At 71.4% G+C, this 18,000-nt stretch carries 13 protein-coding genes; 6 read left to right on the top strand and 7 right to left on the bottom strand.

The window, feature by feature from the left end; translation table 11 throughout:
* Positions 1 to 51 precede the first annotated feature (51 nt).
* Together ACFWVV_RS23005 and ACFWVV_RS23000 are read right to left on the bottom strand one after the other, a co-directional pair.
* Entirely contained in the window at positions 52 to 1,407 is a 1,356-nt protein-coding gene (locus tag ACFWVV_RS23005) for an SLC13 family permease (RefSeq protein WP_384422776.1), read from the bottom strand.
* 228 nt (positions 1,408 to 1,635) lie between these two features.
* The gene (locus tag ACFWVV_RS23000; protein ID WP_384348687.1) at positions 1,636 to 2,172 is read right to left on the bottom strand and encodes a gluconokinase; all 537 of its coding nucleotides are present in this window, start codon (positions 2,170 to 2,172) and stop codon (positions 1,636 to 1,638) included.
* Between the two features lie 144 nt (positions 2,173 to 2,316).
* Here ACFWVV_RS23000 and ACFWVV_RS22995 point away from each other — a divergent pair, with 144 nt between their 5' ends.
* The gene (locus ACFWVV_RS22995; RefSeq protein WP_384348690.1) at positions 2,317 to 3,018 is read left to right on the top strand and encodes a FadR/GntR family transcriptional regulator; all 702 of its coding nucleotides are present in this window, start codon (positions 2,317 to 2,319) and stop codon (positions 3,016 to 3,018) included.
* A gap of 76 nt (positions 3,019 to 3,094) precedes the next feature.
* On the opposite strand, the gene ACFWVV_RS22990 is transcribed toward ACFWVV_RS22995, so the two are convergent.
* On the bottom strand, positions 3,095 to 3,862 hold the full coding sequence (locus tag ACFWVV_RS22990) for an NPP1 family protein (protein WP_384348692.1): 768 nt from the start codon (positions 3,860 to 3,862) through the stop codon (positions 3,095 to 3,097).
* 164 nt (positions 3,863 to 4,026) lie between these two features.
* On the opposite strand from ACFWVV_RS22990, the gene ACFWVV_RS22985 reads away from it, so the two are divergent.
* From ACFWVV_RS22985 to ACFWVV_RS22975, 3 genes are all read left to right on the top strand, one after another.
* A complete protein-coding gene (locus ACFWVV_RS22985; RefSeq protein ID WP_384348695.1) occupies positions 4,027 to 4,677 on the top strand; it encodes a class I SAM-dependent methyltransferase in 651 nt (216 codons plus the stop codon).
* A 294-nt stretch (positions 4,678 to 4,971) separates the two neighbouring features.
* Entirely contained in the window at positions 4,972 to 7,308 is a 2,337-nt protein-coding gene (locus tag ACFWVV_RS22980; protein WP_384348698.1) for an MMPL family transporter, read from the top strand.
* Between the two features lie 115 nt (positions 7,309 to 7,423).
* Complete coding sequence (locus ACFWVV_RS22975) at positions 7,424 to 8,431, top strand: LacI family DNA-binding transcriptional regulator (RefSeq protein WP_384348701.1); 1,008 nt, start codon at positions 7,424 to 7,426, stop codon at positions 8,429 to 8,431.
* An 81-nt stretch (positions 8,432 to 8,512) separates the two neighbouring features.
* Here ACFWVV_RS22975 and ACFWVV_RS22970 read toward each other — a convergent pair whose 3' ends face one another.
* The 3 genes from ACFWVV_RS22970 to ACFWVV_RS22960 form a co-directional block, all read right to left on the bottom strand.
* Complete coding sequence (locus ACFWVV_RS22970) at positions 8,513 to 9,439, bottom strand: carbohydrate ABC transporter permease (protein WP_384348704.1); 927 nt, start codon at positions 9,437 to 9,439, stop codon at positions 8,513 to 8,515.
* Entirely contained in the window at positions 9,436 to 10,431 is a 996-nt protein-coding gene (locus ACFWVV_RS22965) for a carbohydrate ABC transporter permease (protein WP_384348706.1), read from the bottom strand. The genes ACFWVV_RS22970 and ACFWVV_RS22965 overlap by 4 nt, the downstream gene beginning before the upstream one ends.
* A 430-nt stretch (positions 10,432 to 10,861) precedes the next feature.
* The gene (locus ACFWVV_RS22960) at positions 10,862 to 12,184 is read right to left on the bottom strand and encodes an ABC transporter substrate-binding protein (RefSeq protein WP_384348709.1); all 1,323 of its coding nucleotides are present in this window, start codon (positions 12,182 to 12,184) and stop codon (positions 10,862 to 10,864) included.
* A gap of 280 nt (positions 12,185 to 12,464) precedes the next feature.
* Between ACFWVV_RS22960 and ACFWVV_RS22955 the strand changes: the two genes are divergently transcribed.
* Together ACFWVV_RS22955 and ACFWVV_RS22950 are read left to right on the top strand one after the other, a co-directional pair.
* Positions 12,465 to 14,957, top strand: coding sequence for a glycoside hydrolase family 2 protein (locus tag ACFWVV_RS22955; RefSeq protein ID WP_384348712.1), 2,493 nt, complete (start codon positions 12,465 to 12,467; stop codon positions 14,955 to 14,957).
* The gene (locus tag ACFWVV_RS22950; RefSeq protein WP_384348715.1) at positions 14,954 to 15,985 is read left to right on the top strand and encodes a LacI family DNA-binding transcriptional regulator; all 1,032 of its coding nucleotides are present in this window, start codon (positions 14,954 to 14,956) and stop codon (positions 15,983 to 15,985) included. Before ACFWVV_RS22955 ends, ACFWVV_RS22950 begins: the two co-directional genes overlap by 4 nt.
* 98 nt (positions 15,986 to 16,083) lie before the next feature.
* Here ACFWVV_RS22950 and ACFWVV_RS22945 read toward each other — a convergent pair whose 3' ends face one another.
* On the bottom strand, positions 16,084 to 17,724 hold the full coding sequence (locus tag ACFWVV_RS22945; protein ID WP_384348717.1) for a cellulase family glycosylhydrolase: 1,641 nt from the start codon (positions 17,722 to 17,724) through the stop codon (positions 16,084 to 16,086).
* Between the last annotated feature and the right edge of the window lie 276 nt (positions 17,725 to 18,000).

Raw genomic sequence — 18,000 nt, 5'->3', positions numbered from 1 at the left:
CCCTGAGGACGCGGTACTCCTCGGACCGAGGCGCCCCGGGTCCGCGCGTCCCTAGATCACCAGTGACAGCAGCAGCACGAGTGCTCCGGCGACCACCGAGATGATGGTCTCCATGACCGACCAGGTCTTGATGGTCTGGCCGACGTTCATGCCGAAGTACTCCTTGACCAGCCAGAAGCCCGCGTCGTTGACATGGCTGAAGAAGAGCGAGCCCGCGCCGATGGCGAGGACGAGCAGGGCCGCGTGGGCGGTCGACATGTCGGCTGCGAGCGGCGCGACCAGTCCGGCGGCGGAGACCGTCGCGACGGTGGCCGAGCCGGTGGCCAGGCGGATCACGACGGCGATCAGCCAGGCGAGCAGGAGGGCGGGGATCGCCCAGTCCTCGGAGATCTGCAGGACCATCCGGCCGACACCGGAGTCGATGAGGGTCTGCTTGAAGCCGCCGCCCGCACCGACGATCAGCAGGATGCCCGCGATCGGGGCGAGCGACTTCTCGACGGTCGCGGTGAGCCTGCCCTTGGAGAATCCGGCGGCTCGGCCCAGCGTGAACATGCCGACGACGACGGCCGCGAGCAGGGCGATCAGCGGCGAGCCGATGACGTCGAAGACGCGCTGCACCGTGTGCTCGGGGTTGTCCACGACGATGTCCACGAGGGCCTTGGCCAGCATGAGGACGACGGGAAGCAGCACGGTGGCGATGGTCGCGCCGAAACTGGGCAGCGGGGCGGCCGTCGCGTCCGACGCCCCGGCATCCGACGCCCCGCCGTCCTTGCCCTGCGCACCGGCGCTGCCGGCCGGCCCGCCCGCGGCCTCGTCCCGTTCCTCCGACGGGCGCCGCGGGATCATCTTCTCGGGCACCGGGATGTCCACCCAGCGGGCCGCGACCTTGGAGAACAGCGGACCGGCGATGATCACGGTCGGGATCGCGACGAGCACTCCGAGGGCGAGCGTGACGCCCAGGTTGGCGCCGACCGCGTCGATGGCGACGAGCGGTCCCGGGTGCGGCGGGATCAGGCCGTGCATCACGGAGAGCCCGGCGAGGGCGGGGATGCCGATGCGCATCAGCGAGTAGTTGCCGCGCTTGGCGACCATCAGCACGACCGGGATCAGCAGCACGATGCCGACCTCGAAGAACAGCGGCAGCCCGATCACGCTGGCGATCAGCACCATCGCCCAGGGCATCGACCGGCCGCCCGCCCTGGCGAGGATGGTGTCGACGATTTGGTCGGCGCCCCCGGAGTCGGCGAGGAGCTTGCCGAGGATCGCACCGAGTGCGATCAGTACACCGACGCCCGTGACCGTCGAGCCGAGGCCGGCGGTGAAGCTGCTGATGGCCTTGTCGAGCGGGGCGCCGGCGAAGGCCCCGAGTGCGAGCGAGCCGATGGTCAGCGCCAGGAACGCGTGCACCTTGAACTTCGAGATGAGCAGCACGATGACGGCGATGCCCGCGAGGACGGCGATGCCGAGCTGGGCGTGGCCCGCCGAGGTGATCGGCTCCACGGCGTCCGCTGCCAGTGTCTCGACGTTGAGACTAGTCACGGTGTTTCCCTTGCAGGAGGTGGGTTGGGGGAGGCACGTCCGCGCGGGGGTGCGCGTACGCGTCGGGGGTGCGCCGCCTGCCGGGCGGCGCGGGTGTCACCGCGGGGGCAGGGCGCTGCCGTCCGCCGGGCCGAGGGTGCGCAGGGCCGCGACGGCCCGCTCGGTGATCTCCTCGGGACTGCCCGCGACGTCGACGTCGACGCCCGCCTCGTCCTGGCCGAGCGGCTGGAGCGTGGCGAACTGCGAATCGAGCAGCGCGGTCGGCATGAAGTGCCCCTGACGCTGCGACATCCGGTCCTCGATCAGCTCGCGCGAGCCGGTCAGATGGACGAAGACGACTCCCGGAGCTGCGGAGCGCAGCCGGTCGCGGTAGCTCCGCTTGAGCGCCGAGCTGCTGACGACTCCGCCGAGCCCGGCCCTGCCGTGGGCCCAGGAGCCGATGGCGTCGAGCCACGGCCACCGGTCGTCGTCGGTGAGCGGGGTGCCCGCCGACATCTTGGCGATGTTCGCCGGGGGGTGGAAGTCGTCGCCCTCGGCATAGGGAACGCCTAGCTGTGCTGCGAGCAGGGGGCCGATCGTGGTCTTGCCGGTTCCTGCCACACCCATGACTACGACGACGTGGGGGGTGTCCATTGCTGCCTCGCTGTCTTCATCGACATCTCGCACGGCGGCCGGTCGTGCGTCACGCCACTGAAACCCATTAGGTCGGAGGAATTCAAGACCCTGTGACTTAAAAGTCATACTTATCCTCGCCGGGGCGCCTCGTAGGCTTACGCCATGACCGCACAGACCCGGGGGCTGCACGCCCGCGTACTGGAAAGCCTCGGGCCCGCCATCACCGGCGGCGAGTACCCGCCGGGGAGTGTGCTGCGGACGGACGAGCTGTCCCAGGAGTACGAGGTGTCCCGTTCCGTCATGCGCGAGGCGGTCCGGGTCCTGGAGTCCATGCACCTCGTGGAGTCACGGCGCCGGGTCGGCGTGACCGTGCTGCCGACCGTTGAGTGGAACGTCTACGACCCGCAGGTCATCCGCTGGCGGCTGGCCGGTGCCGACCGGCCCCGTCAGCTGCGCTCCCTGACCGTGCTGCGGTCCGCCGTCGAGCCCACGGCCGCGGGCCTGGCCGCCCGCCACGCCACCGCCGAGCAGTGCGCGGCCCTCACCGAGTGCGCCATCGGCATGGTCGCCCACTCGCGCGGAAAGCTCCTGGAGGGCTACCTCCTGCACGACATCGAGTTCCACCGGACGATCCTCAAGGCGTCCGGCAACGAGATGTTCGCCCGCCTCGGCGACGTGGTCGCGGAGGTCCTCACCGGCCGCACGCACCACCAGGTGATGTTCGAGGACCCCGACCCGGCCGCGGTGACCCTGCACGTCAAGGTCGCCGAAGCGGTGCGCGAGCGGGACGCCGCCCGCGCCGAGCGGCTGACCCGCGAGATCACCATCGGCGCCCTGGAGGAGCTGGACGTGCTGGCGCCCTAGCCCCGCCCCGCGCCCTCACCCCCGGCCGGCGCCCGGCGTGGACGGCCCGCACCACGTGTCCTACGCGTACGGGGTCCTACGCGTACGGGTCGAAGGGGATCCCGGCGGGCTTCGCCTTCGCGAGGTGCGCCGCGAAGTTGCCGTCCTTGAGGCCGAACACGGCGCTGCCGAAGTCCGCCTGGCCGAGCTTGTCGCGGAGACCGGCGGGGTAACCGTTCCAGCCCACCAGCGCGGGGTACTGCCAGCTGCGCTTGTGGTTCTCCGGGGGCTCGTCCTGCGTGTTCGCGGGACGGAAGCAGTGCGTGCCCGCACCGTCCTTGTGGTAAACGATCTTGGGGTGGGTCCCTTCCCAGCGGATGCGGTCGCGGGAGTGGATGTCGAACTTCCCGTGCGCGGAGGTGGCGACGTGGCGCGCCTCGTTGTTCTGCACCCACACCACGACGTGCTCCCAGTCGTGCCGGTGCCCGCCGAGGCCGCTGCCCGCCACGGCCTGGTCCTTCTCGAAGTACAGGCCGTACATGACGGCGCACCAGCCGTTGTTGCACTTCTGGCGCGCGTACCCGTTGGTGTTGTCGAGGTCCCCGGCGTCCCGGCACTGACCGTTGAGGGCGCCGGAGGGCTTCAGGCCGCCGTTCGTCGTCCCGTCAGGACCGATGGCGGGCGTCGGATAGCAGCCGTCCGTGTCGTAGTCGAAGGCCGGCTGGTACGTCTGCTCAGTTGCGTCCGCGTGCGCGGGCAGTGCCCGCGGCGGTTCCGCGTGGGCGCCGCCCGCGGTCGTGACGACCAGTGCGAGGGCGCTGCCCAGTACGAGCGAGGCCCTGCGGATCTTTGCGTTCGTCTTCACTGTGTCCCCTGATCGCCCTCGGCTACGGCACGTCCTGACTTGACATGCCCATCCCAGACGGAGTCAACCTCGTGGTGCCGTGCGCACCGGCGGCGTTGTGGCGGGCCGACGGCCGTGGAACGATGCGCGGACGCCGCAGGAGTACGAAGAGGGGACGCAACGCCATGGACGACGAGCGCGCGCTCCGGGCGGCGGCCGTCTTCGACGCGCTGGGCGCGGACTACGAACACGCCTTCGGCGGGTCCCCCGCCCACCACGCCTCCCTCCAGCGCCTGTTGGGGGACCTGGCTCCGGGCAGCCGGGTGCTCGACGTGGGCAGCGGTACGGGGAGACCCACCGCGGCCGCCCTGAGTACGGCCGGCCACGACGTACTGGGTGTCGACGTCTCGCCCGTCATGGTCGGCCTCGCACGGCGGCAGGTGCCACGGGCGGAGTTCCGGCACGCGGACATCCGCGACATGCCCCTCGCCGACGCGTCCTTCGATGCCGTCTGTGTCTACTTCTCGCTGCTCCAGATGTCGCGCGCCGAACAGACGGCGCTCCTGGGCCGCCTCGCGCGCGCCCTGCGCCCCGGCGGGCACTTCGCGGTGGCCACGGTGCCCCTCGACGTCGAGAACGTCCCGGGTGTCTTCATGGGCCAGGACGTACGGGTGACCAGCTTCGCCGCCGAGGACTTCACGGCCGCCGTGCGGCAGGCGGGGCTGACCGTGGCCCACGAGCAGAGCCTCGTCTTCACGCCCGCCCTTCCGGGCGCCGGCCCCGAGCCCCACCTCTTCCTGCACGGCCGGCGCGAGCATCTGCGTCCCACGGGCTGACCTGGCACCGCGCGCACCCGCGTCCGGCGGGTCGCCCGACAGCCCCGCGACGCCGCCGGACCCAAGGACTCGCTCCCCCGCTGCCGCCGCGAGCTGTCCCTCGACGCCTTCCGCCCCTTTCATGATCACTGTGAGTAAGGCCACGAAGAGGGTGAAAGGCACCGAATAGGTGGAAGAGTGGCCCCGTTCTCCGCACGCCTGTCACCGAGGGCACACGGTTCACGTGGAGCGGTCGCCCTTCCGGCGCGGCCCTGCCGTCGGCGCGCGACATGACCCACCCAGGGAGCACGTTCGTTGACCGCCCTCGCCCGCTGGTGCGTCCGGCACCGGCTCGCCACCGTCGTCCTCTGGCTGTTCGCTCTCGGGGCCACGTCCGCCGCGGCCGTCTCCGCCGGTTCCGCCTACTCCAACGACTACGACGTACCCGGCACCGAGTCGGGACACGCGGGCGCCCTGCTCGACGCGCACTTCGCGGACGGCGGCGGCGACGTCTCCACCGTCGTCTGGCACGCGGACGGCGGCAGCCGGGCCGGCGGTGCGGCGGCGGACCGGATGGAACAGGTCCTCGACCGCATCGCCGCACTGCCCGGAGTCAGCGCCGTGACCGGGCCGTACGCGGCCGGGGGCCAGGGCGGGGGCGGTACGGAGGCGGGCGGCACGGAGGCTGCGGGCGGCACCCCCGTACGGTACGGGCCCGGCCAGATCAGCGCGGACGGGCTGACCGCGTACGCCACGGTCACCTTCGACGCCCAGGCCGACGACCTCCCGGTGGCACAGGCGCAGGCCGTCGTCGACACGGCACGGGCGGCGGCCGACGAAGAGGTGCGGGTCGCCCTGGGCGGCGGGGCCGTCGCACTCACCGAGGCTCCCGACGCGCACCTCGCCGAGCTCGTGGGCGTCGTGGTGGCCGCCGTGGTGCTCTTCGTGGCGTTCGGCTCCGTCGCCGCGAGCCTCCTGCCGATCGCCACCGCACTGGTCGGCGTGGGCACCGCCTACGCCGGAACCACCCTGCTCGGCCACGCCATGACGGTCGCCGACTTCGCCCCCATGCTCGGCACCCTCATCGGGCTCGGCGTGGGGATCGACTATGCCCTCTTCATCGTGACCCGGCACCGTCGGGGACTGCGGCGCGGTCTGTCCGTCGAGCGGGCGGCGACCGAGGCCGTCGCCACGACGGGGCGCGCCGTCGTGTTCGCGGGCGTCACAGTCTGCATCGCTCTGCTGGGCATGCTGATCCTGCGCCTCGGCTTCCTGAACGGCGTGGCCGTCGCCGCGTCCCTCACGGTCGTCCTGACCGTCCTCGCCTCCGTGACGCTCCTGCCGGCGCTCCTGTCGTTCATCGGCATGCGGGCGCTCGGCCGCCGCGAACGGGCCGCTCTGGCCGAGCACGGCCCCCGCCCCGAGGTGACCGGCGGCCTCGCCGCCCGGTGGTCCGCGTTCGTGGAACGCCGCCCGAAGCTGCTGGGCCTGCTCGCGGCCGTGATCATGCTGACCCTCGCGATCCCCACGCTGTCGCTCCGGCTCGGCACCTCGGACCAGGGCAACAACCCGGCGTCGTCCACCACCCGGCAGGCGTACACGATGCTCGCCGACGGTTTCGGCCCCGGCGCCAACGGCCCGCTGACCCTCGTCGCGGAACGCCCCGGGGCGGACGGCACCGGACCTGACGGCAGCGGTGTGGGCCGGCAGGCCGTGGACGGCCTCGCGGCGACGCTGCGCGCCACCGAGGGGGTGGCCTCGGTCGGGCCCGCGGCGTACGGCCACGACGGGGAGAGGGCCGCGCTGACGGTGGTCCCCGACTCCGCCCCCCAGGCCCGCGAGACCAGCGAACTCGTGGACCGGCTGCGCGAGGACGTGCTCCCCGGCGTGGAGCGGGACACCGGTCTCGACGTGTCGGTGGGCGGCATCACGGCGAGCTACGACGACTTCGCCGACGTGATCGTCGGAAAGCTGCCCCTGTTCGTCGGTGTGATCGTGGCGCTGGGCAGCGTGCTCCTGCTGCTGGCCTTCCGTTCCGTCGGCATCCCGCTGAAGGCGGCCGTCATGAACGTGGCCGCGGTGGCCGCCGCGTTCGGTGTGGTGGTCGCGGTCTTCCAGTGGGGCTGGGGCAGCGAACTGCTCGGCCTGGGCAGCGCGGGCCCGATCGAACCCTTCCTGCCCGTGATCATGGTGTCCGTCCTCTTCGGCCTCTCCATGGACTACCAGGTCTTCCTGGTCAGCCGGATGTACGAGGAGTGGCTGGCCACCGGCGACAACCGCCGGGCGGTGCGGGTGGGACTCGCGGAGACCGGCCGGGTGATCAACTCGGCGGCCGTCATCATGATCGCGGTCTTCCTCGCCTTCGTGCTGAGCGGCGACCGGGTGATCGCCATGTTCGGCATCGCCCTCGCGGCTGCGGTCGCCCTGGACGCCTTTGTGCTGCGCACCCTGCTCGTACCGGCGCTGATGCACCTGCTGGGCGGGGCGAACTGGTGGCTCCCCGCCCGTCTCGACCGGCTGCTGCCCAGGATCAGCATCGAGCCACCGGAACTCCTGGACACGGTGGGTGCCGCCCTGCCCGCACCGCGCACCGCCGGTCAGGACGGGACACCGCGCACCGGGACGCAGGACGACGACAGGGCGCGCGTCTGACGTACGGCCACGGCGGAACGGCGGGCCGCTTCCGGCCGGGTCCGGCGGCGGTAAGGTCGGGGCGGCGGACGGGACCGGTACAGAACAGAGGTGGCGTGTGAAGCGGCGGCCGACCATGGCGGACATCGCACACCGCGCCGGGGTCTCCAAGGTGGCGGTGTCGTACGCCCTGAACGACCAGCCGGGAGTCTCACCGGCCACCCGCGCCGCGGTCAAGGCCATTGCCGCCGAGCTCGGTTGGCGCCCCAACAGTGCGGCCCGCGCACTGACCGGCGGCCGGGCGCAGACGATCGGCCTGGCCCTGCTGCGCCCCGCGCAGACCCTCGGGGTGGAGCCGTTCTTCATGGAGTTCATCAGCGGCGTGGAGAGCGTGCTCTCCGCGCAGTCCTACGCGTTGATGCTCCAGATGGTCGACTCCCAGGAGACGGAGCTGGAGGTGTGCGGCCGCTGGTGGGGCGAACGCAGGGTCGACGGGGTGCTCCTGACCGACCTTCGGACCGACGACCTGCGGGTGCCCGCGATCGAGGCGCTGGGACTGCCCGCCGTGGCCATCGGTCCCCCCGACGTGTCGGGGTCCCTGCCGGCCATCTGGTCGGACGACGGCCAGAGCGTGCGCGAGATCGTGCGCTACCTCGCGGCACTCGGCCACCGCCGCATCGCCCGGGTGGCCGGGGCCGCGGAGCTGGCCCACACCGCGGTGCGGGACGCCGCGCTGCGCGAAGCCTGCGCGGAGGCCGGGATCCCCGACGCCACCGTCATCCACACGGACTACACCGGTGACGAGGGTGCCCGGGCCGCCCGTTCGCTGCTGATCGCCGCCGATCGGCCGACGGCGATCGTCTTCGACAACGACATCATGGCGGTGGCAGCGCTGTCCGTCGCCCAGGAACTGGGCCTGGTGGTGCCCGCCGATCTGTCGATCGTGGCCTGGGACGAGTCGCCGCTCACCCGGGTCGTGCGCCCGATGCTGTCGGCGGTGTCACGGGACATCCCGGCGTACGGCGCACGGGCGGCACGGGCGCTGCTCGCCCTGATCGCGGGTGAGGACGTCACGGACGTCAGGGACGGGTACGCGAGTTTCGTGCCCCGGGCCAGTACGTGTCCGCCACCGCACTCGCCCTGACCCTCTCCGCCCTGCGCAACTCCGCCCTGCGCAACTCCGTCCTGCACAACTCCTCCCTGGGCAACTCCTCCCGGGAAGCGGTTACTTGGTCGCCCCCTGGGCGAATCCGTTGTAGATCCAGCGCTGGAGCAGCAGGAAGACGACCAGCGTCGGGACGATGACGAGGATCGCACCCGCCGAGATGGCCTCCCAGTGCGCTCCGAAGGGTCCCTTGAAACGGAACAGGGCGGTGGAGATGGTGCCCAGGTCCTCGGAGTGCAGATAGAGGAAGGGGATGTAGAAGTCGTTGTAGGTGGTGATGCCCTTGATGATCACGACGGTGGCGATGGCGGGCTTCAGCAGCGGGAAGATGATCCTGCGGTAGATCGTGAAGGCGTTGGCTCCGTCGAGGCGCGCCGCCTCGTCGAGGGAGGTCGGGATGGAGCGGATGAACTGCAGGAAGATGTACACGGAGACGATGTCCGTGCCCATGTAGAGCAGCGTCGGCGCCCACCGCGTGTCCACCAGGCCGAAGCTGTTGATGACCTGGAAGGTCGCCACCTGAGTGGTGACGCCCGGCACCAGCGTCGCCACGAGGAAGAGCCCCATCACGGCCTTCTTGCCGCGGAAGTCGAAGCGGTCGACGGCGTAGGCGGTCATCGAGCCGATGATCACGGTGCCGCCGATGGAGAAGACGAGGATGAACGCGGTGTTGGCGAAGGCGACGAGCATGTTGCCCTCGGTGAACGCCGTGACGTAGTTGGAGAAGTTCAGCCAGTCGCCGGGCAGCGAGAGCGCACTCGCGTCGTTCACCTCCTGCGACGTCTTGAGCGACGTGAGGAACACGACGGCCAGCGGAATCAGGACGACCGCCGTGGCGCAGACCAGCGAGAGGTACGTCAGTACGGTGCCGGCTGAGGGAGGGCGACGGCGCCGGACCGGGCGGAAGGCGGCGGGCCCGGCGGAGGCGGCGGGTTCCGCGGACGCGGTGGTGGTGGGGGTGGCGGTGGCGGTCGGGTGCGCGGTCATGCGAGGTCCACCTTGTCGTCGGGCAGCAGCCGGCGCTGTATCCACGTGATCAGCAGAATGATCAGCAGAAGCACCACGGCCGCGGCCGAGGCCAGGCCGGTCTTGTTGAACTGGAAGGCGAGCTTGACGGTCTGGATCACGAAGGTCGACGTGCCGGTCGCACCGCCGGTCATGATGTACGGGATCTCGAAGACGGACAGCGAGCCCGAGACGGCCAGGATCACGCTGAGGCCGATGACCGGCTTGATGCTCGGGGCGATGATGTGGCGGAACTGCTGCCACTTGCCCGCCCCGTCGAGCTGCGCGGCTTCGTACAGTTCGCCGGGCACCGACTGGATGGCCCCCAGGAAGAGCACGAAGTTCAGCCCGGTGAAACGCCACATGGACACGCCCGCCAGGGAGATGTTGGCGGAGGTCGGATCACCGAGCCAGGAGTGGTCGGTTCCGACGCCGAGCCGGGCCAGGACGGAGTCCAGGGTGCCGCCGTCCTGGAAGAAGTACAGGAACACGAAGCCGATGGCGACACCGTTGATCAGGTAGGGGAAGAAGAGGATCCCCTTGAAGAAGTTCCTGAAGCGGAGATTGAAGCTGAGCACGGTGGCGAAGTAGAGCGCGACCGTGATCTGGAGGGCCGAGGCGGCGAGGTAGTAGCCGCTGACGAAGAAGACCCGGAAGAGTTCGGGGCGGCTGAAGATCTGGACGTAGTTGTCGACACCGGTGGCGTTGCTGGTGGGACTCACGCCGTCCCAGTCCGTGAAGCTGTACGAGATCATGCTCGCCACGGGGACGTAGGTGAACGTGATCAGCAGCGCCAGGGGGGTCACCAGGAAAAGCCACGGCGTGAGTTGGCGCAGCGGTGAACGCCGCCATGAACGGGCGGGACCCGCAGCGGGAGGGCGGCCGGGGGGCGGTCCGGTCGGCGGTGTCCTGCCCGCGTCGTGCGGCCGGTCGGCTCCGGGCCGCCCGGCGGCGGTGTGGGTGGTCTCGGTCATGTCGGCCTTTCGTGGTCCTCAGCGGCCGCGGGGCGGGCCCGGCCGGTGCCGTACGAGGCGTGCCGCGCCCGCGACGTGCGGTACGGGACGGGACAGGTGAGGTGAGCGTGGCGCCCGGCCTGCGGCGCGGGACGTGCGCTGCGCGGATGGCGCGTGGCGTGGGCGGTACGGGTGGGGCGCCGCACCATCGGCGCGCGGCCCGCGCGGGACGGGCGTCTGCCGCGCGTACGCCGCACTGGTGTTGCGCGGCCCGTTCCGTGCGGGCGGCCCCGACGCGTTGTGCGAGCGCCGTCGTGCCGTACGCGCCCGGCCGCCCCGGTCCACGGGCGGAGGGCACGGGGCTCCCGCAGCCGCAGCGGGAACCGACCCGCGGGCGCGGGCCGCAGGCCGAACGCCGCACGCCGCACGCCGCACGCCGCACGCCGCAGGGTCAGGAGCCCCCGGACTTCGCCGCTTCGTTCCACCTCTTGTCGAGGTCGGCGAAGAAGTCCTGGAGGCTCCCCTTCGCTGCTCCGCGTGCGGTGTCGATCAGCTTCTGCCGGTAGTCCGGCTTGTTCAGGCCGATTTCCGCGGCGTTGTCGACGGCGTTGGTCCGTGCCGTCTCCGCCTCCGAGCGGTCAACGAACCTGACATCGTTGTCAACGAAGTCCTTGAGCGTGCTGGGCATGGGCGCCGCCTTCACCGCCGACACCGCGCCCTCCTTCTCCGAGTACCCGGACTTCTCCGAGAACCAGTCGATCCAGGCGCGCGCGGCGGCCTTGTTCCCGGAGTGGGTGTTCACGGCCTGCTGGTAGTCGGAGGTGACGGTGGCGCAGAAGGTGCCGTTCCGCTGGACCGGGAAGGGCATGAAGCCGATGTCGTCGGCGGAGGCGCCGGCTTCCTCTGCCGCGTTCCGCATCTGGCTGACGGCCCAGGAGCCGAGCATCATCGTGGCGATCTCCCCCTTGGCGAGGCGGGACTTGGACGCCTCCCAGTTGGTGGTGGTCGGATCCTTCTCGGTGAGGCCCTGCTTGACGGCGTCGTACAACAGGGTGTCGACGGTGTGCAGTTCACCGCCCGCCCTCCACGGGGAGACGGGCCCGGCGAGCTTGTCGGTGGCCTTCGCGTCGCAGGTCACGGAGCCGACGTTGGACGTCCACTGCACCAACGGCCAGCCGTCCTTGAAGTTCGTGTAGTACGGGGTCGCGCCCGTCCTGGCCTTGACCGCCCGGAGGCCGGCCAGGAAGTCCTGGGGCGTCTTCGGCCAGTCGGCGACTCCCGCCTTCTTCCACACCGCCTTGTTGTAGACGAAGCCGTTGGCCGTGCCGAACTGCGCGATGCCGTAGACCTTGCCGGCGACATCGGTCTTGTCACTGAAGCGGTACTTCCCGGCCAGCTCGGCGGTGGGGCCCAGGGGTGCGAAGAACTTGGGGTAGTCGCTCTTGGCGACCATCGCCGGAATCATCAGGACGTCGCCGTACTCCTTGGTGTTCATCCGGATCTTCACCTCCCCCTCGTAGTCGGTGAGGCCCTCGAACGTCACCTTCACCTTGGGGTAGGCCTTGTTGAACTCCTGGGCGTACCGCTTCATGCCACCGTTCTGCACGAGGTCGGTGCGAGGGGTGAGCACCTTGATCTCACCCGTCACCGCCCCCGGGTCCGCGGGAGCGGCCGCGGTTTCGCCGGTGGCGCCCCCGCCCCCGCTGCACGCTGCCAGCGACAGCAGGCCGGTCGTCGCCAGGGCGCTCGCGAGCGCCCTCGTCTTCTTCTCCATGGCCCGACTCCTTCGGGGTTGCGGTTCAGGTCTTCCGTTGGGATGTCGGCACTATGGCAGCGAAAGCTGAACCGGTAAAGTACTCGTTTCTCGCGCGATACCCGATCGTTACCGAGCCCCCCTCACATCTCCTGCCACAACAGGCCGATTGGGGAGAAAGTCCGGTCGCCACGTGCACGTCGATCTACTTGACCGGTTCATGGACAGGGCGACGATCAAGCGGCTAGCCTGCCGCTCCACACCTACCTGCCCCGCACCCAGGCGAGAGGAACCGCACCCGATGAAGGACATCACGCAACTGACCGAGGGCTGGAGCCTGCGCCACAAGGACGCGCTGCTCCCCGCCCGCGTCCCCGGCTGCGTCCATGCCGATCTGCTCGACGCCGGGGCGATCCCCGACCCGTACATCGGCCGGAACGAGAACGACATCGCCTGGGTCGGCAGACAGGAATGGACGTACGTGACCCGGCTCGGCCACGACACCGCGCACGAACGCACCGATCTCGTCTTCGACGGTCTGGACACCGTCGCCGACGTACTGCTCGGCGGCGAGAGCCTGGGCACGACGCGCAACATGCACCGCCGGTACCGCTTCGACGTCACCGGACGCACCGGCCCGCTGGAGGTCCGCTTCGGCTCCGCCTACGAGGAGGCCGACCGCGTCCGCGCACTGACCGGGGAGCGGCCGAACGTCTATCCCGAACCGTTCCAGTACCTGCGCAAGATGGCTTGTTCGTTCGGCTGGGACTGGGGGCCGACCGTCGTCACCGCCGGCATGTGGCGTCCGGTGCGCCTGGAGCACTGGTCCACGGCACGGCTGGCGGAGGTCCGGCCTCTCGTCACCGTGCGGGACGGGGCGAGCGGGGCGGTGGAGGTGCGGCTGCGGGTCGAGCGCACCGCGCGCGGTGCCGGCACTTCCCTGACCTGCCGTGCCGTGGTCCGCGGGGACGGGGTCGCAGCGGGCGCGGAGGTCACCTTCGACGGCGACGAGGCCGTACTGCGGCTGGAGGTCCCCGACGTACGCCTGTGGTGGCCGCGCGGGTACGGCGAACAGCCCCTGTACGAGCTCGGCCTGACGCTCAGCGCCGGGGAGGTTCCGCTCGACGCCTGGCACCGGCGGATCGGCTTCCGCACCGTGGAGGTCGACCGGAGTCCCGACGCGCACGGCACCGGATTCACCTTCGTCGTCAATGGGGTGCGGATCTTCGCCAGGGGCGTGAACTGGATACCCGACGACGTCCTGCCGTCCCGTGTGACGCCCGAGCGCTACCGCACCCGGCTCACCCAGGCCGCCGGGGCCAACATCGACCTGGTGCGCGTCTGGGGCGGCGGCATCTACGAGGACGACGCCTTCTACGCGGCCTGCGACGAGCTGGGCCTCATGGTCTGGCAGGACTTCCTCTTCGCCTGCGCCGCCTACCCCGAGGAGCAGCCGCTGCGCGGCGAGGTGGAGGCGGAGGCCCGCGACAACGTTGTCCGCCTGATGCCGCACCCGAGCCTGGTGCTCTGGAACGGCAACAACGAGAACCTGTGGGGCTTCCGCGACTGGGAGTGGGAGGAGCCGCTGGCCGGGAACTCCTGGGGCGAGGGCTACTACCTGGGCCTGCTGCCGCGGATCGTCGCCGAACTCGACCCCACCCGCCCGTACACGGCGGGCAGCCCGTGGTCCGGCTCCTGGGAGCATCACCCCAACGACCCCCGGCACGGCACCTTCCACTCCTGGGAGGTGTGGAACCGGCAGGACTACGCCGAGTACCGGGCGGACGTTCCGCGCTTCGTCGCGGAGTTCGGCTGGCAGGCCCCACCCGCCGTGGCCACCCTGCGGCGCGCCCTGCCCGGTGAGGAACTCGCCCCGGACTCGCCCGGCATGCTCCACCACCAGAAGGCCGAGGACGGCAACGGCAAGCTGAACCGGGGCATCGCGCATCACTTCGCCTGCCCCGAGGGCGACTTCGACCGGTGGCACTATCTCGCCCAGGTCGTCCAGGCCCGTGCCGTGGCGGCGGGCATCGCGCACTGGCGCGCGGGCTGGCCGCGCTGCGCCGGCTCGGTGGTGTGGCAGCTCAACGACTGCTGGCCGGTGAGTTCCTGGGCGGCGATCGACGGGGACGGCCGGCTCAAGCCGCTCCACCACGAGCTGCGCCGGGTGTACGCGGACCGGCTGCTGACCCTGCTGCCGGGTGCGGGCGGCGGCGAAGGCCCGGTGCTGGCCGTCGACAACCAGTCCGGCACACCGTGGCGCACCTCGGTGACCCTGCGGCTGGTGTCGGCCGACGGGGTGACCGTGCGACGGGGGGTGGTCGAGGTGGCGGCCCCGCCGAGGTCGGTCGTCCGGTCCACGGTCCCGCGGGAGCTGGTGCCGGGTTCGGCCAAGGAGTTCCTGGTGGCGGACGCGGACGGGTTGCGGGACGTGCATTTCTGCGTGCGCGACAAGGAGTTCGCGTATCCCGAGGCCCGGTACGACGTCGAGGTGCGGCCGGTCGAGGGGCAGCCGGGTGCGGTCGACGTCGAGGTGACCGCGCGGACGTTGGTACGGGACCTCCTGCTCCAGGCCGACCGGCTCGGCCCGGCGGCCCGCGCGGACCGGGGCCTGCTCACTCTGCTGCCCGGCGAGCTGGCCCGCATCAGGGTCACCGGGCTGGCCGGGGACGACGGCACGGACGGCGGGGCCGCTCGTGGCACGGTCACTGGCACGCCGTCCGGTGCCGTCGGCGGAGCCGGCGTCGACAGCGCGGCGGTGCGCGCCGCGCTGTTCAGCGTGGACGCGGTGTGACGTCCAGGACTCCGCGCATCACCATCAACGACGTCGCCGCGCGCGCCGGGGTGTCCAAGGGTGCCGTGTCCCTGGCGGTCAACAACCGGCCGGGCGTTTCGCCCGCCACCCGGGAGAGGATCTTCGAGGCGGCGCGGGAGCTGGGCTGGGCTCCGCACCGGCCGGCCAGGAGCCTGGCCGGCCGGCGGGTCGACATCATCGGGCTCGCGGTGAACAGGCCCGCCCGGCTGCTGGGTCTCGAACCGTTCTACATGGAGTTCGTCTCGGGCATCGAGAGCGAGCTGACGAAGCGTTCCTGCTCTCTCCTGCTGCGGGTCGTGCGGGATCTCGACGAGGAAATCGGGCTGTACCAGGAATGGTGGCGGGGCTCGACGATCGGCGGGGCCGTCCTCGTGGACTTCCACGAGGAGGACCCGCGGATCGGCCCGTTGCGCGCACTCGGGCTGCCGGCGGTGGCCGTCGGGCATCCCTCGTTGACCGGGGGCTTCCCCTCGGTGTGGACCGACGACGCGGCGGCCGCGGGTTCCGCGGTGCGCTATCTGGCCGCTCTCGGCCACCGCCGGATCGCCCGGGTCGGCGGTCCCGCCGGGCTCGGACACAGCCGCATCCGGGCGGTCGCGTTCGAGCGCACCATGGCCGAACTCGGCCTGGACGGAAGCCGTCAGGTGTCGACCGGGTTCGCCGGCGAGGAGGGTGCCCGGGCGACGCGCGGGCTTCTCATGGCGCAGGACCGGCCGACGGCGATCGTGTACGACAACGACATCATGGCCGTCGCGGGCGCTGCGGTGGCCGCCGAGATGGGGCTCGTCGTGCCGCACGACGTCTCCTTGCTGGCCTGGGACGATTCGCAGCTGTGCCGGCTCACGCATCCGCCGCTGTCCGCGCTCAGCCATGACGTGCACCGTTTCGGCGCGCAGGTTGCGCGCACGCTGTTCGGGGTGATCGGCGGTACCCACCAGGGGTCCTTGCAGGTTCCGACGCCGTCGCTGACCCCTCGGGGATCCACGGGGCCACCGCCCGGCCGGTGAGAGCCGGGCGCACGGCCCCCTGGAGTTGCCGCTCTCCCCGGCCCGGGCCACCGGTCAGGCTGGTGACCAGGTCCGGGGAGCACAAACCTGACGTCTCGTCACCTCGTCGTGCAAGTGCGGCCGTTGAGCGTGAAGGCGGCCGGGACGCCGTTTCCGCCGGTGGAATCCGCGGCGATGCCGAAGCCGACGGTGCCTCCCGCCGGGATCGTGCGGGTCCACGGCTCGTGCGTGACCTGCACCTGACGGCCCTGCTGGGTGGCCCGGGCGTTCCAGGCGGAGGTCACGGTCTGCCCGCCGGGGAAGGCGAAGTCGAGTCGCCAGCCCTCGATCGCACGGGTCCCGGTGTTGTGGAGGGTCACCTGGGCGTTGAAGCCCGTACCCCAGTCCTCCAGCCGGTAGTCGACGGCGCAGCCGCCCGCGGCCGGGCCGGCGTCGGTGGTGAAGGTGACGGGGGCCGAGCGCGGGGAGCGGTTGCCCGCGGCGTCACGGGCGTAGACGGCGTAGGTGTGGGCCGCGGCGGGGGTGAGGCCGGTCAGCGTGAACGCGGTGCCCGCGACGCTGGTCACGGGCGTCTCGGTCGTTCCCGTCAGGCGGACGACGTCGTAGGCGGTGACGCCGGTGCCGTCGGTGGCGGGCGCCCAGACGATCCGTGCGCCGTGGGAGGTGACGTCCGTCGCGGTGGGCGTTCCGGGCGCGGTGGGTGCGGTCGTGTCGGGGCCGGGGTCACCGCCGTACACGCTTGCTTCGACGGCCGTCCGCGCGATGCCGTCGGCGCCGTGGAAGAGCCGCTGCCCCCACGGGGTGAGGCGGCCCGCGTCGAAGTCGGTGGCCAGGTCGAGGTATTCGACGCCGCCGCCATTGCCGCTCCAGGACCAGCCGAGGTAGCCGAGGCCCAGCCTGCGGGTCTCGGCCATGATGGCGTCCTCGTCGGGGTTGCCGTCCGAGTGGTCGTTCCCGAACTCCCCGACGACGAGGGGCAGTCGGCGGGTGACGAAGCCGGTGAGGTAGTCCCGTACCTCGGCAGCGGTGTCGTACACGCCGTACATGTGCACGGAGAAGACGGTGTTGCGCAGCGGGTCCGCGTCGAAGACGGCGGGGGCCTCGGCGCGCATGGTGGCGGACCAGTCCTGTCCCCAGTTGGGGGCGTCCACCATGAGGCTGTGCCGGAAGCCGGCGGCGCGCAGCCGGACGACGGCGTTCTTGGTGTCGGCCGCCCAGGCCGTGTGTCCGGTGTTGCCGTGCGGCTCGTTGCCGATGTTCAGGACGACGTATTTCTCCTGGCCCTTGACCGCGTCCTGGACTTCCGTCCAGTAGTCGACGGCCCTCGCGAGGGATACGGCGCCGCTCTGTTCGCCGTATCCCGTGGTGTCGTGCGCCTCCAGGACGCACACGAGCTTGTTCGCCCTGCACTGGGCGACGACGTCGGCGACGTCCGCCGTGCCGTTCTTGGTCCACCGGTCTCCGGTGGAGAGCACGACGCGCACGGAGTTGGCGCCGAGTGCCTTGATGTCGGTCAGGGACTGGCGGGTTCTGGCGGGATACCAGGTGTGGGCGTGGTTCACACCGCGCAGGACGAAGTCCTTCCCGTTGGCGTCCAGCAGGCGGCCGTCCCGTACGTGGAAGCCGGTCGCGGCGTCGTCGGCCGCCGGGGCGGCCAGGGCCGTGGAGGGCGCGGTCAACGAAGAGGCGGCGAGAGCCAGCAGGGCGGCTCCCGTCGCGGTGGCAAGTCTTCTGATCATGCGGTGCTCCCGATTCGAAGGGGGTGCGGGGGTGCCGGGCGGCGGGGCCGGCGGAGAGGCTCGCCGACCGGTTCCACGCGCGGGCCCGTACGGCTCCACGGGGATCGCGGAGCGAACGAATCGAGAGATTAGGGGCGGCGTCCAGCGCCCACAACACCTCTGACATAACCGGTTAAGTTTAGTTGACGGGCGGGTGCCGGGGGGGCGTCGCTGCGCCCCCCCCGCACCCGCCCTCCCCAGGGAGAAACCCTGCGCCACCGCCACCTTCGGCCCTGT

It is taken from the genome of Streptomyces sp. NPDC058663 (assembly GCF_042716745.1).
GTDB lineage: Bacteria > Actinomycetota > Actinomycetes > Streptomycetales > Streptomycetaceae > Streptomyces.
Note: the sequence above shows the minus strand (reverse complement) of the source record. Positions and strands in the feature narration are given on the sequence as shown.

Excerpts from the sequence above, each read along its gene's own strand:
- ACFWVV_RS22945 (WP_384348717.1), bottom strand. The coding sequence starts at position 17,724 with ATGATCAGAAGACTTGCCACCGCGACGGGAGCCGCCCTGCTGGCTCTC.
- ACFWVV_RS22985 (WP_384348695.1), top strand. The coding sequence starts at position 4,027 with ATGGACGACGAGCGCGCGCTCCGGGCGGCGGCCGTCTTCGACGCGCTG.
- ACFWVV_RS22965 (WP_384348706.1), bottom strand. The coding sequence starts at position 10,431 with ATGACCGAGACCACCCACACCGCCGCCGGGCGGCCCGGAGCCGACCGG.
- ACFWVV_RS22975 (WP_384348701.1), top strand. The coding sequence starts at position 7,424 with ATGGCGGACATCGCACACCGCGCCGGGGTCTCCAAGGTGGCGGTGTCG.
- ACFWVV_RS22995 (WP_384348690.1), top strand. The coding sequence starts at position 2,317 with ATGACCGCACAGACCCGGGGGCTGCACGCCCGCGTACTGGAAAGCCTC.
- ACFWVV_RS22955 (WP_384348712.1), top strand. The coding sequence starts at position 12,465 with ATGAAGGACATCACGCAACTGACCGAGGGCTGGAGCCTGCGCCACAAG.
- ACFWVV_RS22970 (WP_384348704.1), bottom strand. The coding sequence starts at position 9,439 with ATGACCGCGCACCCGACCGCCACCGCCACCCCCACCACCACCGCGTCC.
- ACFWVV_RS23000 (WP_384348687.1), bottom strand. The coding sequence starts at position 2,172 with ATGGACACCCCCCACGTCGTCGTAGTCATGGGTGTGGCAGGAACCGGC.
- ACFWVV_RS22960 (WP_384348709.1), bottom strand. The coding sequence starts at position 12,184 with ATGGAGAAGAAGACGAGGGCGCTCGCGAGCGCCCTGGCGACGACCGGC.